This window comes from Hydrogenobaculum sp. Y04AAS1, assembly GCF_000020785.1.
GTDB lineage: Bacteria > Aquificota > Aquificia > Aquificales > Aquificaceae > Hydrogenobaculum.
Map to the genome: position 1 here is coordinate 1,408,969 of NC_011126.1, position 15,745 is coordinate 1,424,713.

A 15,745-nucleotide genomic window follows, 5' to 3' on the forward strand; every position below is an offset into this window, starting at 1 on the left:
TGGCCCAGGGCGGAATCGAACCGCCGACACTACGGTTTTCAGCCGTATGCTCTACCAACTGAGCTACCGGGCCTTATCTTATTATTATATCACAGTTTTTAGTTTTTGTAGGAAGGTTTTCTGAAACTCTTCTTTAAACTTGTGAGAGTAAAGAGCCATTTTCATCTCGTCTCCTTGCAACCTTATCCACACTTTCCTATTTACCTTATAGAAAGCTAGCACCATACCAAGTATTGTAACAATAGAACCAAGCCATATTATATCTGTGCCTGGGTTTTTTGATATTTGAAATCCTGAAAAATATTGGGGCACAAAGCTATCCATAAAAAATACGTATGGAAAATTTTTTGTGCCGGGTATCTCGTTGTAAGCTACAAGCGTTAGTTTTGGGCTGTATATAACTGGAATCAAATAACTTTTACCGTTGTATTTAGCTTTTAGCATAACAGCAGGCTTCAAATCGCCGTTAGCTCCAGCTTGGGGGTTTTCTATGTTTAATGTGCTTTTTAAAATCTCAAGACTGATGCCATCAAACATTGCAAATTTAGAATTTACAAATCTTACAGTACCAGCCAAAGCTTTTTGAGGATTGCCAGAGGCTGCTTTTTTCTTGTCTATGGCGATAAGCTCCATTTCTTTTGGAAACCCTGTAAGCCCATAGGACGCTTGATATATGTTGTATCCGTCGTAGCTATAGGGTTTATTTACCGCCAAAGACCCTTGGCTTACTATCTTGTTGTCTTTTATTATGTATATGTAGCTTTCATAGGATTTTACCGCAGAAGCAAACTCTGGAGATGATTTGCCGTAGGTTATTATCTTAAACCTTTTTTCATACACATAAAACGGAAGTTTGTAAACTTTGTTTGAAGCCAAATCTAAACTCATAAGCAAGTTTGATTTTTCACCTTCTGGGACCTGCATAATACCCCTTATACCAAAGTAAGAATCTATAAGTGTCCCTGCAAGAAGTATTATAAGCCCTATGTGTACTATGTAGACACCAAGCCTTGACCATTTTCCTTTTTCGGCATATATATATTTTTTATCTTTTTCTTCTTCATAAAAAACTCTAAAGCCCTCTGATTTCAAGAACTTTGCTATTTCTATTGGGTCTTTTTGAGATTTTACACTTATAGGTTTTAAATGTTTTTCTGCTTTTTCATCGAGTTTTAATATACGTTCGCTTCCAAAGGTATGTTTCCATACTGGTGGTAATCTTTTTATTGAGCAAAGTATTAGGTTTATACCAAAAAGATAAAGCAATATTCTATAATACCAAGAGTGAAATACGTTGTTTAAATGAAGAGTCATTATAAGATGGGCTTCATTTACTCCATATTTGGAAGCGTAAAAACTAAAGGGCTGTTCTTGTTCTACGTATGTAGAACCAAGCATAGAAAATATGGCTATTGCAATCATTAAAAAGAATGCAAGCTTTAAAGATGATAAAAGATCGTATATTACATCAAAAAGGCCTTTGCCAGATCGTAGTTCTTTTACAACCTCCACTAACTCATCGTAAAGGAGCTTTATTATTGAAAACCCAAAAACAAAAGATGTGATACCAAATATTGTATAGAAGACAGGACCTTTACTATGATCATAAAAAAGACCGTATACGGCTTCTGATAGCCATAACACCAAACTTATTGTAAGTATCGCTAGTGTGTTGGTGATATACTTTCTCATAGGCTCTCACTCAGCATTTTTATTACGTTTTGTTTTATATATTCTGTTATATTTGAGTCTAAAAGCTCAAAAAAAGGTTTTTTGGAGTCTTTGCAGGTAGGCATTTGTAAGAATACGCTGTTGTCTAGTTTGTTTTGTAATACTTTTATATACTTTAATCTAACAGCGTTTTCTAATTTTACATCTACGTATCCTAAGACTCTGTAATTTCTATAATCTACTTCAAAGCTATAAAACTTTTCGATATAAACGTTCATGCACTTACTTTTTCTTTTAGCATCTTCTGATACTTTTCAAGGGCAAGACGTTTTTTGATACCGCTTAATCTATCCAAAAATGTTATACCGTTAAGATGGTCAAACTCGTGTTGAAATACTATTGCCGGAAGTCCACTTAAGTTTAATATCACTTCTTCTTCGCACTCGTTTATGGCTTTTATAGTGATTTCTTTAGCTCTTATAACTTCTACTTGCAAACCCGGAAAAGAAAGACATCCTTCTTTAAACTTTATCTCACCTTCTTTTGCTAAAACCGTTGGATTTATAAGTACGTCTTTGAATTTCTCTTGGTCATCTTCTCTTGAAGTGGTATCTATAACCATTATACTAAGTGGTATATTTACCTGATTGGCAGCTAAGCCTATACCATCGTTTTTATACATGGTTTCTTTCATCTCTTTTATGATTTCTTTTATCTCGGCATCAATAGATTTAACTGGGTTTGTCTTGCGCTTTAAAATTTCATTGGGAAATGTAACAATCTCAAGCATCTAAATATTATATATCAATATCTTATATTTTTATCTGATATAAGATATCATTATGCAATATATAATATGATATAGATTTTATATCAAAGATGATATCATCGTAATTTTACCAAGCACTAAGAATATCCCCATTAGTACCAGGAGTATACCGCCTACAACTTCCACCAGTTCGAAAGCTCTTTTAAAGCGCTTTAAAAATCCTATGAAAGCCCCAAACAAAGCCCCAGATGCGATGAAAGGCACTCCAAGCCCCATAGAGTATATAAAAAGAAGGTAAGCACCTTTGTAAAGGGTGCTTTCTTGTGAAGCGTAAAATAATATCGAACCAAGCACTGGTCCTATACAAGGAGTCCACCCGAAGGCAAAGCTAAGACCCACCGTAAAAGCAAAAACGTACTTTAAAAACCCTTTTCTTGTGTTCATGTTTATTTTTGAATCGTCTGTAAGCTTAAACTGTTGGTACAAAACGTTGTGAAGGTTTAGCATGTAAAGGGCGAAGACTATGCTTACCACCGCCGATAACTCTAAAAATGTTTTTAGGTTTATCATATGAAAAGCATAAAAACTAAACAAAAACCCTTCAAAAGCTCCAAGGTATTTAAGAAAATCTTTTTTGATCAAAACACCAGAAAAATGAAGCCCAAAAAACACTACAAAAGCCCCACCTATTTTACTGATATAAGAAGAGTAATCTCTAAAAAGCCCACCTATAAAAGATGCAGATAACCCCATTATACTGAACACTACGGTAAAACCAAGCACAAAAAATATAGACGCTATAAGTATATCAATATCAAAATTTTTATCTGCCCTTACACTGCTATTTCCAGAAAGATACGATAAGTAAGCTGGGACTATGGGCAACACGCAAGGAGACAAAAAACTTATAACACCTGCTAAAAAAGCTGCTAAAACAGATACATTTTCCATATTATTAATTTATCATATAATAGCTCTCTTTTTTAAGCTTTTAAAAATAGAGATAAAAAATGGTTCTCTCAAAAGAAAAAGAGACATCAAATACACCAAAGCACCAGCTGGTATGAATATGGCTATCTTTAGCCAAGGATAAGGTACAAACCTTTTAAAATATAGTATGAAAACACACATAAACAAAGCCCCAACAAGAGCTTTTAAACAAGAGCTTGTTAGCATTTTTAAATCTATAAATTCACCTTTTGAACGCCACATTAAAAATAAAAACGAACTAAGGCCAGATAACACAGTACCCATAGCAAGCCCTATAAAAGAAAAATGCAGTAAAAAAGCAAACGTATAACCAGATATACCTTCTACTAAAACGCCTATAAGCGTAGATAGGCTTGGAGACATCGTATCTTTGTTGGCAAAAAAAGCGCTTGAAAGTATCTTTTGCCAAGAGAAAAATGTAATACCAAGAGATAATATAGCAAGCACATGAGCGGTGTTTAAAGCGTCTTTTTCATTAAAAAGCCCATGATGATAAAGCGTATTTATTATATCCTTTGATAATACGAAAAGCCCAAAAGAGGCTGGTATCGTAAGAAGGCTTATCACAGCTATGGCTTCTGATGTTCTTTTGGTTTTATCCTCACCTACACTTAAAGATGATAAAAGAGCATTGGCAAGTCCTACTGACATAAGTCCTATAGGAAGTTGAAAAAGTCTGTTGGCATAATACATGTAAGATATTACCCCTTTTCCAAGCATAGAAGCCAAAAACGTATCCACAAAAAAAGAAAGCTGTGCTACCCCAAACCCCAGCAATGCAGGTATTAGTCTTTTAAAAAACGTTTTTATATGATCATTCCATTCAAAACAAAAGCTTAGTTTTATATCAAGTTTTAGAGCTTTTGAAAATAAAAATACCACTTGGGATACTCCTCCCACCAAAGCACCTATTATGGCTGAAAATATGCCAATTTTATCTTGAAGAATTATGATGAAAAATATCATACTAATATTAAATATCGCTTGAGTAAAAGCGCTTCTAAAAAATATACCTTTTACATTCAAAGCACCCATCAAAAGGGCGTTTATGCTAAAAAACATCTGATTTACTATCAAAAACCTTATAAACAAAGAGGCCTTTTCTAAAGCCAATGGATTTGTGATACCTGGGGCTATTATCTTTACCACATAAGGAGCAAAAAGTATAACAAAGGTTATTATAATCATGTTTATAAAAGCTAAATACCAAAACACCCCTGAAAAAAATCTGTTTGAAAGTTCTTTGTCTTTTTTGTAAAGCTCTCCATATATAGGCACAAAAGAGGCGTTTAGACCCCCTTCTCCTAAAAGCCTTCTCAATGTATTTGGCAGTCTCCAAGCTATAAAAAAAGCATCGGATAGATAAGAAACACCAAAATAATATGCAAAAACAGCATCTCTTATATATCCAAGGATTCTACTTATAAAAACTGCAACGGAAAAAAATAGTGCGTTTTTAAAAATCAAGTCTCTACCTCTTTTCTTATCTCTTTTAAAAGGTTGTGAGCAAGTCTTGTGGGTTCTGGTATCCTGTACTTTGAAAAGTGAAGGGTTATATTTACAGCGCTTTCAAGGGATATTTTATGCCCTATTGATACGTAGATTGGTTTTACGTTTTTCTTCGTTTTTAGGGCTTTTCCTACAATGATGTTGTTTAATATTATGTTGTTCTCTTTGTCTATATCACCTATAAGGAGTTTTTTAGCTACACCAAAAGAGATTTTATCTAGTTTTACACCAAAGTGTGAGGCAAGTCCGCAAAATCTTGGATGAAGCATACCGTTGCCGTCTATCATATAGATGTCTGGCAATACTTTTGAAGTGTTTACAAGCTTTTCCATAATAGGAAACTCTCTATAGCTAAGAAACCCAGGTATATAAGGAAAATCCACATAATCTTTATAAATGTGTTCATAGATTTTATTTTTATCTTTATCAAGGATTACCAAAGCCCCTATGCCTATAGTTTTATCCTTATTTTTTATAAACGTTAAATCTATACCACCTATTGTATTAAAATCCTTGAAACCATCTTTTTTTATTATCTTTTTTGAGCATTCTATTTGCTCTTTTTTTAAACGCTCTAAAAGCATTTCTTACCTCTTGGGAACTTTGTTTGTGAGATATAGAGCTAAAATGTGCTTACAGCACTCTATGTCCCACATGAAAAAGATTCTTCTTTTACCACATCCCCACCTGGGCTTAGTTCTTTGTAAACTTCAGCAGAAAAAGAATAAACTTCTACCTGAGGGTTTTTATAGCAATCTCTTGGAAGACCAGCCTTTAAACACGTGTGTTGTAAAAACGTTTCCCAGTTCATGTTGTATTCTGTGGCAACTTGAGGTAGCAAAAGCCCTGATATGTTGCCATATTTTACTATAAGCCCATCTCTTCCTATGCATATATATTTTGGATCAGGTATTATACGCTTTGGTGTACTTAAAATACTAAGCTCTATCACTATGTTTTCAAGTTCTTCTTTTTTTAAAGGTTCAAACCTTGGGTCTTTAAAAGCTGCCAACCTAGCTGTGTATATAACTCCAAGCCAAAGCGGATACCTTGCCTCTACAAAACCTATACATCCTCTAAGCTGATGATCTTTGTATGTATTTAGTGTGGTGAAAACCCCTTGGGGTTTTGAAAACTTTGTTTTTATATCCTCTTCTACGAAGGGCTCTTTGTTTTCAAACTCCGTCTTTATGCTTTCCCTTGCCAAGGCAATTAGTTTTTTAGCATCTTTTATATCCATAGTTTTATTATAACACTTCTATGATTAGCTTAGAGAAGATATGATGATTTATGCTCCTTTTAAGCAAGTGTGCTATAATTCATTGGTATGAGCATTAGTGAAAAAATCACATTAAGACAGCTTGAAGATCATCTTTTTAAAGCAGCTGATGTATTAAGAGGCAGAATGGACACCCCTGCAGAAATATGGCAAAATGAGTAGAGTTAAGTCATATATACCTATAGAGTTTCCACCAAAAGATTTGCGATTAGAGCCATTTATAAAAAATATAGGAGAAGCACACAGAGGAATAGCTCTTTTTGATGGAATATTAAGAGCATTGCCAAATCCAGATATTTTACTTGCTCCATTGGCTACTAATGAAGCTGTATTATCAAGCAAGATTGAAGGAACTCAAACAACTTTTGAAGATGTTTTAAAAGAAGAGGCTGGCATAACTCCTAAAAACATCTCTCAATCTTTAAGAGAAGATTTAAAAGAAGTTTTAAATTATAAAAAGGCTTTAATATATGGCTCTCAGGCAATTGAGTATAGAGATTTAACTTTGTCTTTAATTAAAGAACTTCAAAAGATTTTATTAACTGATGTAAGAGGAAAGTATAGATTGCTCGGTGAGTTTAGGAAATCTCAAAATTGGATTGGCTCTCCCGGTAGCTCTATGGAAAATGCAAGATATGTACCACCAGACCCTATTATTTTGCCAGAGCATCTTGAATACTGGGAAAAGTTTTTAAAATCTGATGATTATCCTGATAAAATAGTCCAGCTTGGTTTATTGCATGCTCAGTTTGAAATCCTTCACCCTTTTGAAGATGGTAATGGTAGGGTTGGGCGTCTTATAATTCCTTTATTTTTGTATTGGAAAAGCCTAATATCAAGGCCAAGTTTTTATTTGAGTGAGTATTTGGAAAAAAATAGAACTGAGTATTATGATAGATTGCTAATGATAACTAAAGATAATAATTGGAGCGGTTGGATAGATTTCTTTTTGACGGCAGTCATCCAGCAGGCTAAAATAAATATTGATAAAGCTCAAAAGCTTTTGAATCTTTACAATGAGATGAAAGATGGATTCATACAAGCGACTAAATCTCAATATGCTATTCCTGCCCTTGATGCATTTTTTAGACAGCCAATAATTACCACTACTAAATTTAAAGAGGCAATAGGTGCTCCTAAAAAAAGCTCTTCTAATGAAATTTTAAAAATATTAGAAAAGTCTGGATTAATAAAGCTTTATGAAATGGCGGAAGGGAATAAACCTGCAAAGTATGCTTTTATTAAAATATTGGAGATTGTGGGAGAAGCTGAGATATGATAATTTTTGAGTACGGTCTAACGTATACAAATTTTTTTGCTTACGTTAATAATTGTTTTACCGTAAACAAAGCAGTTTGTGGACGCTATAAGGTACGCAAAAATTTTGTGTGTGGTGATTTTGATTTTAATGCACACGAAAATTTAAAGATCTGGGAGAGGTTAGTAAAAAACTTAAATTAGCTGTAACACCAGCAAGAGATCGGGAATATTTCTTTTGTCTTGGGTTAAAGATTTGACAAAAAATAAGTATTTAACTTCCAATAAATCCTCTTACAAGTAATACAAGTCATTTATAACTTCTTTAAGCGATTTTAAGATATCCAACTTACTGCAATTTTGCAGTAACATATTAATCTGATCTCAAACTTCGTGCCAATCTTTTGGAAAACTAAAATTATATATTGTTCAATCAAACTTATTATAATAAAATTATGCTTGTAATGATATTATGGCTTTTGTCTTTGGTGATACTTGTTTTTGGGATTTTAGGGATATTGGGGAAATTGTTTGGAAGTCATAAAGCCAATACGCTAAAAGCCCTAAACGACAAATATTTAAGAGGGGAAATATCAAAAGAAGAGTACGAACAGGCCAAAAGGGTGTTGGAAAACCTTTGATGTGATATAATAATGTATTTAAATATTTAGGAGGTTTTATGAAAGCACTGGCGTATGGTTATCCAAAATTAGGTGAGAAAAGAGAGTTTAAAAATGCCCTTGAAAGCTTTTGGAAAAAAGCTATAACAGAAGAACAGTTTTATGAACAAATGAGAAACATCGAAGCCCAAAGAATAAGAGCTTATTCAGAGAGCGTTGATGAAATCCCTGTGGGAGAGCTTTCTTTTTACGATTTTATGTTAGATACCGCTGTTATGGTGGGTATGATACCATCTCGCTTTGGTGAGTACAAAGGGCTTGAAACCTATTTTGAAATGGCTCGTGGCAAATCTGCCATGGAGATGACAAAGTATTTCAACACAAACTATCATTATATAGTCCCGGAGTTAGAATCAAACAATTTTAAGCTTTTAGAAAATAAACCCAAAAGATGCTATTTAAACGCCAAAGACAAAGTCCAAAACCCAAAACCATACCTCATAGCCCCCTTTACATTTTTAAAACTATCAAAAACCTATAAAAAAACCACAAAAGATGGTTTTAGTGTTTTGGAAACCTCAAAAATAGAAAATGAGAAAACCCTTTATTACTTTTTAGAACCTCTTTTGGAAGTGTATAAAGATATTCTTAAAAACCTAAAAACAGAAGGTGTAAACATAGTTTCTTTACAAGACCCAGGCCTCGTGTTTGATTTAAAAGACTATGAATTAAACGCTGTCAAAAAAATATACGAAGAGTTAAGTCAAGTATCAGATATAGAGCTAATCACGTATTACGACAGTGTTAGTGCTTATAAAGATATTATAGATTTACCTGTAAAACGTATAGGGCTTGATCTTTGCTCAAACGCTGAAAACCTTGAAAACCTTAGAAAATACGGTTTTCCAAAGGACAAAGAGCTTATAGCTGGTATTATAAACGGCCGTCAAGTATGGAGAGCAAACCTAAGAGATAAGTTAAAGCTAATAGATGAGCTTTCAAAAATAGCACCAAATTTATCTATTTCAAACTCTTCTCCTCTTTTTCATCTTCCAGTAAATGTTGAGCTTGAAACAAAGATGGACAAAGACCTAAAAGATAGACTTAGCTTTGCCAAGCAAAAGCTTGAAGAACTAAAAACCCTCAAAAACGCCTTCTTAGGGGACAAAGAAAGTCTAAAAGAAGTAGAGGCTTCAGCCAAACTTTTTGAAGGAAGCTTTGGTAAAAATCAAGTTGTGATAGATCGTATAAAAGCTCTAAAAGATAGTGATTTTCAAAGAGAACTTCCTTACAAAGAGCGTATAAAACTCCAGCAAAGCATACTAAACTTGCCTATTTTCCCCACCACCACCATAGGGTCTTTCCCTCAAACCGAAGAGGTGCGTAAAACCAGAAGCGCTTTTAGATCTGGCAAAATTTCAAAGCAAGAGTATGAGGCTTTTATTAAAAGCCAGATAGACAACGTCATAGCCTTCCAAGAGGAAATAGGGCTTGATGTACTTGTGCATGGGGAGTTTGAGCGTACAGATATGGTGGAGTTTTTTGCCGAAAAGCTAAAAGGTGTTGCCACCACAGAGCACGGCTGGATCATCTCTTACGGTTCAAGAGGCTATAGACCACCAATTATATACGGCGATGTTTACAGAGATGAGCCGATGACCCTAAATGAAATACTCTATGCTCAGTCAAAAACCCAAAAACCTGTAAAAGGCATGCTAACAGGCCCTGTTACTATACTAAATTGGAGCTTTTATAGAGAGGATATACCAAAAAAAGAGGTGGCTTATCAGATAGCCTTAGCTATATTAGACGAGGTAAAAGATTTAGAAAAAAGCGGTATAAAGATAATCCAAATAGACGAACCGGCTTTTAGAGAAGGTACACCCATAAAGAAAAAAGACTGGGAAGATTATTTTGATTGGGCTATAAAATCTTTTAGACTGAGCTCAAAAGCAAACCCAAAAACCCAAATACACACTCATATGTGCTACTCAGAGTTTAACGATATCATAGACAAAATATACGATATGGATTTTGATGTGATATCCATAGAGGCTTCAAGAAGTAAAGGTGAGATTTTAGAGGCTTTTGAGAGATTTGGAAAGTGGGATAGGCAAATAGGTATAGGTGTGTACGATATTCACTCGCCGACTATTCCAAGCGTAGAAGAGATGGAAATTGTGATGAAAAGAGCTATGAAGGTTTTAGATAAATCCCTTTTATGGGTAAACCCTGATTGCGGTCTTAAAACCAGAAGATGGGAAGAGGTAAAACCAGCCTTAAAAAATATGATGGAAATGGCTTTAAAGCTAAGAAAAGAGGCCTAGATTTTATCTGATGTCAAAAACTGCGGTAGTGCTTTTAAATATGGGCGGACCAGATTCCATGTCCGCCATTCGCCCTTTTTTGTACAATTTATTTTCCGATCACGATATAGTACAAATCCCAAGATCCATTCAAAAACCAGTGGCTTTTTTAATATCTACATTTAGAGCCAAAAAAACAGAGTATTATTATAAAATTATGGGCGGTAAATCCCCTCAGAAAGAGCAAACCATACTCCAAAAAAACGCCCTTCAACAAGCTTTAGGTCAAGATTATATCGTTGAAATAGCGATGAGATATTGGCATCCTTTTACCGCTGAGGCTATATCAAACTTAGAAAAGGTAAAACCTTCAAAGATAGTGCTTTTACCCCTTTATCCACATTATAGTTCTACCACCACAGGCTCTTCTTTTAAAGAGTTTTATAGGCTTTTTAAAAAATCAAGTTTAAAAGATACACCTGTAAAAGAGATAAGAGATTATCACGATCATCCGCTTTTTATAAAAGCCTGGACAGAAAATATTAAAAACAGCGGTATAGACGATGAATATTTTATACTCTTTTCAGCCCATAGCCTGCCTCAAAAGATAATAGACAAAAAAGATCCTTACAAAGATCAGATAGAAAAATCTGTTGAGCTTATTATGAAAAACTTTAAAAACAAATATATGATCTCTTATCAAAGCAAAGTAGGACCAGTGAAGTGGTTAGAGCCCCCCACCGATAAAACCATAGAAAATTTGGCAAAGCAAGGTATAAAAAAACTTTGCCTTGTGCCTATAAGCTTTGTATCAGAGCATTCAGAAACCCTTTACGAGATGGACTACCTTTATAAAAACATGGCTAAAGAACTTGGTATAGAACACTTTAAAAGAGTACCTACCTTGCAGACAAACCCCACTTATATTGAGCTTTTAAAAGAACTATCCACCAAAGCCTTTGCCACATAAAAACTAAATACTCCTATCAAAGCACCCGTGATGGTATCAAGAGGAAAATGAACCCCTACGTAAGATCTTTCATACATTATTAAAAAAGCGTAAGAAAAGAAAAATGCTTTCACAAGAGGTTTTTCGTTGTAAGAACCCACCATGGCTATCACAAAAGCCATCGCAGTGTCCCCAGAGGGAAAAGATCCCCAATAGAGTTTATAAAGAAGATGAACATGTTTTAAAACACTTGCTGGTCTTGGCTGATCAAAAATATTTTTTAAGGCCGTCACAAGGATTGTCTCTATGATAAGTGTCACAAGATAAACTTTTAACTTGTATCTTCTAAATGTATATATGTAAGCTAAAAAAGGTAAAAGCACCCAACCAGAACCAAGAGATGTGTATGTATAAAAAAATCTATCAAAAAATTTATCGTGATGATGGTTTATTAGATTAAAAAGTTCTATATTTTCTTTGAAAAGCTCAAAAACCATTTTTAATAAAACTTTTTAACTTGATTTAGATAACCCATTGCAAACTCTTTTCCGCTTACTCTTTTTCCTTTTAAAGACATAATCTCTAAAATCTCCAAAGGTAAATCTCCAGTACCTACAAAAAGAGATTTCCCATCGTAAAAAAGTTCACCGGGTTTTAGGTTTAGATCTTTTTCTACAATGTTTGTTTTTAGGATTTTGATATTGCGATCGCCTGAAACGCCGTAGGCGTTTGGATATACACCTCTTATTTTGTTGTGTATACTAAAAGCACTTGTTTTAAAACATATCCTTAACTCCTCTTTTAAAATAGGCATAGCGTATGTGGCTTCTTGATGGTTTTGAGGAATGGGTTTTATGCTGCCACTTACCCAGCTTAAAATAGTATCTTTTAAAAGCTTTGCACCTTTTATAGATAGTTTGTTAGAAAGTTTCTCGTAGTTATCCTCTTGTTCTATAGGTATAGATTCTACAGATAAAATATCTCCTTCATCCATCTTAGAAGACATCAGAATGACTGTATTTCCCGTTTCTTTTTCTCCTTGCATCAAAGCCCGTTGGATGGGGGCTGCACCTCTATACTTTGGAAGCACTGACCCGTGAAGGTTTAGCGATTTAAACGTTGGTATTTCAAGCATTGATTTTGGTATTATCTGCCCGTAAGCCACCACTATCATGATATCTGGTTTTATATTTAAAAGCTCTTCTTTTAAAAAAGAGATTTTTTCTGGCTGAGAGATGTTTAGATTTAGCTCTAGGGCTTTTTGCTTTACAGGAGGAGGCGTGAGTTTTTGACCTCTTCCGGCTGGTTTATCTGGTTGGGTGATTACAAGGGCTATTTCAAACTCACTGGCTAAAAGCTCCAAAGAGGGCACCGCAAAAGAAGAGGTACCGCAAAATACTATCCTCATGAGGATTTCCACCTTTTGTAGATGTTGTGATCTATTCTTAGGGTATCTAAAACTTTTCCTACTACAAAGTCTATACTTTCTTCTAAGGTTTTTGGCTTATGATAAAAACCAGGGCTTGCGCTCATTATGATGGCACCGGCGTTTGTTAGTTTTAGCATGTTCTCAAGGTGTATACTGTTGTAAGGCATCTCTCTTACAAGCATAACAAGAGGTACTCTCTCTTTTAGGGCTGTATCGCATACTCTGTGAATGAGATTTTGGGCAACACCGCTTGCCACAGCTCCCAAAGTCCCCATAGAACAAGGCACCACCAAAACCCCTTTAAACTTGCATAAAAAAGACCCGCTTGATATAGGAGCTGCAAAATCTGTATAATCGTAAACATGGGCTTCTTTTTTAAAAAACTCCTCACCAACTCCTGTTTCATAACCCATTACGTACTTGGCGGTTTTTGACATCACCACATGTAGATCGTAGTGCTCTTTTAGCACTTCAAAAGTCCTAACAGCGTAAATGCTTCCACTGGCACCGGTGATAAGAAGGGCAATGGATTCTTTCATAAAACCTTTTTAATATACTCCATGCAAAGATTTATTACCTCTTCTTTTGTCATACAAGTGGTATCTATTTGTATGGCATCTTCTGCTTTTCTAAAAGGATAATCTTTTCTGTTTTTATCGGTTTCATCTCGTTTTAGGATTTTATTTAAAATATCCTCATAAGACCCACCTTCTTCCAAATACCTTCTCAATGCTCTTTCTTTTGGATCTGCATCTATAAAAAACTTTATCGTGGCATCTTTAAATATGTGAGTACCAACATCCCTTCCTTCTACAACGGCGTTATCTTTTACCAAAGATCTTTGAAACACGATTATCTTTTCCCTTAAACTTGGTTCTTTTGCCACCTCTGACGCCAAAGCCCCTACATATTCTTTTGTAAGTTCTTTTGTTATATCATCATGATCAAAAATTACTTTTGTTTGTCCTATTAAAAGCTCAAAAACAAGTCTATTTTTTTCTACAGCATCAAAAAAATCTATATTTTTTGATTTTAAAAAACCAATGGCTCTATAAACAAGACCTGTATTGAAATAAATATATCCCAAAATCTTAGAAAGCTCCCGCGATACGCTTGATTTACCACTGGAAGCTGGTCCATCTATAGCTATAATTTTATAGTTCACCTAAATATTATACATTAAAGCTTATGTTTAATAAAAAGGCCCTAAGCCGGGCCTTGCATGTTTATTTTAACTCGCCTTCCCAGTATTCGATGGCACCAGATATGTTTTCAGAATTTTGTTTTAGGTTATCATACATTGCCTTCATAAAACGCTCACAGCCTTCCACTGGAGCATGCTTTGCCACAGCTTCAATTTCTTTTAGAAGCTCATCGTTTTTGGCTTTTAAAATCTTCAAACCTTCTATATAAGCTTTGACCTTTTGTCTGTCAAACTCTTGATCCATAGACTTCTCCTTATGTTAACTCTATCCTTTCGTTTTCACTATATATATAAAGCTTTCCTTCAGCTTCGTCTTGGGTCTTTTTGTGAGATCCATCGCAAAATGGGAAACCCTTTGACAGCCCACACGTGCAAACCCATTTTTCTTCTTGGGCTTTTACCTGTACAGGTCCTTTGCCGCTTAACTTGACAAGTCTTGCCATAGGTTAAACCTCCTTTGGTTTTTTGATAGTTTTATATTAAAGTGTATAGTTTATCTTGTCAAGTAGGCACTTTATAGTGAGTAAGTATATAAAGGTATACTTAAAAATAAAAGCTTTATACAAAAACAGTTTCCGGTATGCCAAAGCCGTTGAAATTGGCAGCGTAAACTGTAGTGTAAGCACCCGTTGCCATTATATACACTCTATCGCCTATGTCCACCTCTGGAAGATATGTGAAATTTGATATTATATCCATGCTGTCGCAACTAACCCCAGCTATGGTGTATGGTTTTATCTCGCCTTTTTGCTCAGCATACATAGGATAGCTTATGCCCCCTAAAACTTCAGCAAGCCCGTTAAATACCCCAGTATCTAAGTAAATCCAGTAAGATTCTTCACCGTTTATATATTTTGTGGTTTTGCCTATCACAGAGCTAACCAACACTCCAGCATCTCCTACAAGTCCTCTTCCTGGTTCTATTTGTACTTCCATAGGCTTTATAAGGAAATACTTTTGCAAAAGCGCCTCTATGTAAGAACCAATATCTCTTATACTAAGGGATTCGTATTGATAGTTTACGGGGATACCACCCCCTAAATTTAGCATTGTAAGTTTTATATCTTTGTATATGGCTTTTTCCCAAAGCTCCCAAGCTTTTTTTATACCTATAAACCAATTTCTTAGGTTGTTGCACTGGGAACCTACATGAAATGTTATACCATAAGGTACAAATCCTTGGTATTTTGCATACTCAAGAATATCTAAAGCGGTATCTACATCAACGCCAAATTTGTTGGTAAGAGGCCAATCGCTTCCTTCGTTTGGTACTATTAGCCTTATGTATACTCTTGATCTTGGAGCTATCTTTTTTAACTTATCTATTTCTTTGTATGAATCTATGCTAAAAGCTTTAATACCAGATTTATAAGCGTAATCTATAAAATCTAATGGTTTTACCGGGTTGCTAGATATAATTCTTGAACCATCTACTCCAAGTCTTAAGACTTTTTCCAGTTCCCAGGAAGAAGCCACTTCATAACCACTGCCAAGGTCATTTAGCAAAGCCAATATTTCTTGATGATCGTTTGCTTTTACCGCATAATATATCTTTGCTTCTTTTAAAGCCTCTTGTAGTTCTATAAACCTCTCTTTTATTCTGTCTAAGTTTATGACTAGAGTCGGGGTTTTTACGTTTTTAAGAACATCCAATATAAAGGGTTTTCTTAATACTATGCTATCAAAATACTGCTTCGCAAACTTATACTGCAAAGGATATACATCCGGCACCTCTTCAGCTTCCAAAACTTTTTCTGGCATA

The 15,745-nt window shown here is 34.8% G+C and carries 18 protein-coding genes and 1 tRNA gene; 4 read left to right on the forward strand and 15 right to left on the reverse strand.

The window, feature by feature from the left end; genetic code table 11:
• The 8 genes from HY04AAS1_RS07540 to HY04AAS1_RS07575 all read right to left on the reverse strand — a co-directional run bounded on the left by HY04AAS1_RS07540 (position 1) and on the right by HY04AAS1_RS07575 (position 6,179).
• Positions 1 to 73 (reverse strand) — tRNA-Phe (locus tag HY04AAS1_RS07540).
• Positions 74 to 84: 11 nt separating this feature from the next.
• The gene (locus tag HY04AAS1_RS07545) at positions 85 to 1,692 is read right to left on the reverse strand and encodes a cytochrome c biogenesis protein ResB (RefSeq protein ID WP_012514531.1); all 1,608 of its coding nucleotides are present in this window, start codon (positions 1,690 to 1,692) and stop codon (positions 85 to 87) included.
• Positions 1,689 to 1,949 carry a hypothetical protein gene (locus HY04AAS1_RS07550; protein WP_012514532.1) on the reverse strand — a complete coding sequence of 87 codons (261 nt, stop codon included), beginning with the start codon at positions 1,947 to 1,949 and terminating at the stop codon, positions 1,689 to 1,691. Before HY04AAS1_RS07550 ends, HY04AAS1_RS07545 begins: the two co-directional genes overlap by 4 nt.
• On the reverse strand, positions 1,946 to 2,461 hold the full coding sequence (def, locus tag HY04AAS1_RS07555; protein WP_012514533.1) for a peptide deformylase: 516 nt from the start codon (positions 2,459 to 2,461) through the stop codon (positions 1,946 to 1,948). The genes HY04AAS1_RS07550 and def overlap by 4 nt, the downstream gene beginning before the upstream one ends.
• A gap of 78 nt (positions 2,462 to 2,539) precedes the next feature.
• Positions 2,540 to 3,391, reverse strand: coding sequence for a cytochrome c biogenesis protein CcdA (locus tag HY04AAS1_RS07560; RefSeq protein ID WP_012514534.1), 852 nt, complete (start codon positions 3,389 to 3,391; stop codon positions 2,540 to 2,542).
• Positions 3,392 to 3,403: 12 nt separating this feature from the next.
• Positions 3,404 to 4,897 carry a murein biosynthesis integral membrane protein MurJ gene (murJ, locus tag HY04AAS1_RS07565; RefSeq protein ID WP_012514535.1) on the reverse strand — a complete coding sequence of 498 codons (1,494 nt, stop codon included), beginning with the start codon at positions 4,895 to 4,897 and terminating at the stop codon, positions 3,404 to 3,406.
• Positions 4,894 to 5,523: an endonuclease V gene (locus HY04AAS1_RS07570; protein WP_012514536.1), complete on the reverse strand. Its 630-nt coding sequence runs from the start codon at positions 5,521 to 5,523 to the stop codon at positions 4,894 to 4,896. Before HY04AAS1_RS07570 ends, murJ begins: the two co-directional genes overlap by 4 nt.
• 59 nt (positions 5,524 to 5,582) lie before the next feature.
• Positions 5,583 to 6,179 carry a TIGR00296 family protein gene (locus tag HY04AAS1_RS07575; RefSeq protein WP_012514537.1) on the reverse strand — a complete coding sequence of 199 codons (597 nt, stop codon included), beginning with the start codon at positions 6,177 to 6,179 and terminating at the stop codon, positions 5,583 to 5,585.
• Between the two features lie 193 nt (positions 6,180 to 6,372).
• On the opposite strand from HY04AAS1_RS07575, the gene HY04AAS1_RS07580 reads away from it, so the two are divergent.
• The 4 genes from HY04AAS1_RS07580 (at position 6,373) to hemH (ending at position 11,371) form a co-directional block, all read left to right on the forward strand.
• Positions 6,373 to 7,497 (forward strand): Fic/DOC family N-terminal domain-containing protein, encoded by a 1,125-nt coding sequence (locus tag HY04AAS1_RS07580; RefSeq protein WP_012514538.1) that lies wholly within the window; start codon positions 6,373 to 6,375, stop codon positions 7,495 to 7,497.
• A 433-nt stretch (positions 7,498 to 7,930) separates the two neighbouring features.
• Positions 7,931 to 8,116: an SHOCT domain-containing protein gene (locus HY04AAS1_RS07590; RefSeq protein WP_012514540.1), complete on the forward strand. Its 186-nt coding sequence runs from the start codon at positions 7,931 to 7,933 to the stop codon at positions 8,114 to 8,116.
• Between the two features lie 38 nt (positions 8,117 to 8,154).
• A complete protein-coding gene (gene metE, locus HY04AAS1_RS07595) occupies positions 8,155 to 10,422 on the forward strand; it encodes a 5-methyltetrahydropteroyltriglutamate--homocysteine S-methyltransferase (RefSeq protein ID WP_012514541.1) in 2,268 nt (755 codons plus the stop codon).
• 10 nt (positions 10,423 to 10,432) lie between these two features.
• Positions 10,433 to 11,371: a ferrochelatase gene (gene hemH, locus HY04AAS1_RS07600; RefSeq protein WP_012514542.1), complete on the forward strand. Its 939-nt coding sequence runs from the start codon at positions 10,433 to 10,435 to the stop codon at positions 11,369 to 11,371.
• On the opposite strand, the gene HY04AAS1_RS07605 is transcribed toward hemH, so the two are convergent.
• From HY04AAS1_RS07605 to HY04AAS1_RS07635, 7 genes are all read right to left on the reverse strand, one after another.
• Positions 11,323 to 11,847 carry a phosphatase PAP2 family protein gene (locus HY04AAS1_RS07605; protein WP_012514543.1) on the reverse strand — a complete coding sequence of 175 codons (525 nt, stop codon included), beginning with the start codon at positions 11,845 to 11,847 and terminating at the stop codon, positions 11,323 to 11,325. The two genes, hemH and HY04AAS1_RS07605, sit on opposite strands and share 49 nt — an antisense overlap.
• Before the next feature lie 2 nt (positions 11,848 to 11,849).
• Positions 11,850 to 12,758 carry a methionyl-tRNA formyltransferase gene (gene fmt / locus HY04AAS1_RS07610; RefSeq protein WP_012514544.1) on the reverse strand — a complete coding sequence of 303 codons (909 nt, stop codon included), beginning with the start codon at positions 12,756 to 12,758 and terminating at the stop codon, positions 11,850 to 11,852.
• The gene (locus tag HY04AAS1_RS07615) at positions 12,755 to 13,318 is read right to left on the reverse strand and encodes a UbiX family flavin prenyltransferase (protein ID WP_012514545.1); all 564 of its coding nucleotides are present in this window, start codon (positions 13,316 to 13,318) and stop codon (positions 12,755 to 12,757) included. The genes fmt and HY04AAS1_RS07615 overlap by 4 nt, the downstream gene beginning before the upstream one ends.
• Positions 13,315 to 13,944, reverse strand: a complete 630-nt coding sequence (gene cmk / locus HY04AAS1_RS07620) for a (d)CMP kinase (protein ID WP_012514546.1) — start codon at positions 13,942 to 13,944, stop codon at positions 13,315 to 13,317. The genes HY04AAS1_RS07615 and cmk overlap by 4 nt, the downstream gene beginning before the upstream one ends.
• A gap of 61 nt (positions 13,945 to 14,005) precedes the next feature.
• Positions 14,006 to 14,227 carry a hypothetical protein gene (locus HY04AAS1_RS07625; RefSeq protein ID WP_012514547.1) on the reverse strand — a complete coding sequence of 74 codons (222 nt, stop codon included), beginning with the start codon at positions 14,225 to 14,227 and terminating at the stop codon, positions 14,006 to 14,008.
• A 10-nt stretch (positions 14,228 to 14,237) separates the two neighbouring features.
• Positions 14,238 to 14,426: a CDGSH iron-sulfur domain-containing protein gene (locus HY04AAS1_RS07630; RefSeq protein WP_012514548.1), complete on the reverse strand. Its 189-nt coding sequence runs from the start codon at positions 14,424 to 14,426 to the stop codon at positions 14,238 to 14,240.
• Between the two features lie 115 nt (positions 14,427 to 14,541).
• Positions 14,542 to 15,744 carry a type III PLP-dependent enzyme gene (locus HY04AAS1_RS07635; RefSeq protein WP_012514549.1) on the reverse strand — a complete coding sequence of 401 codons (1,203 nt, stop codon included), beginning with the start codon at positions 15,742 to 15,744 and terminating at the stop codon, positions 14,542 to 14,544.
• Between the last annotated feature and the right edge of the window lies 1 nt (position 15,745).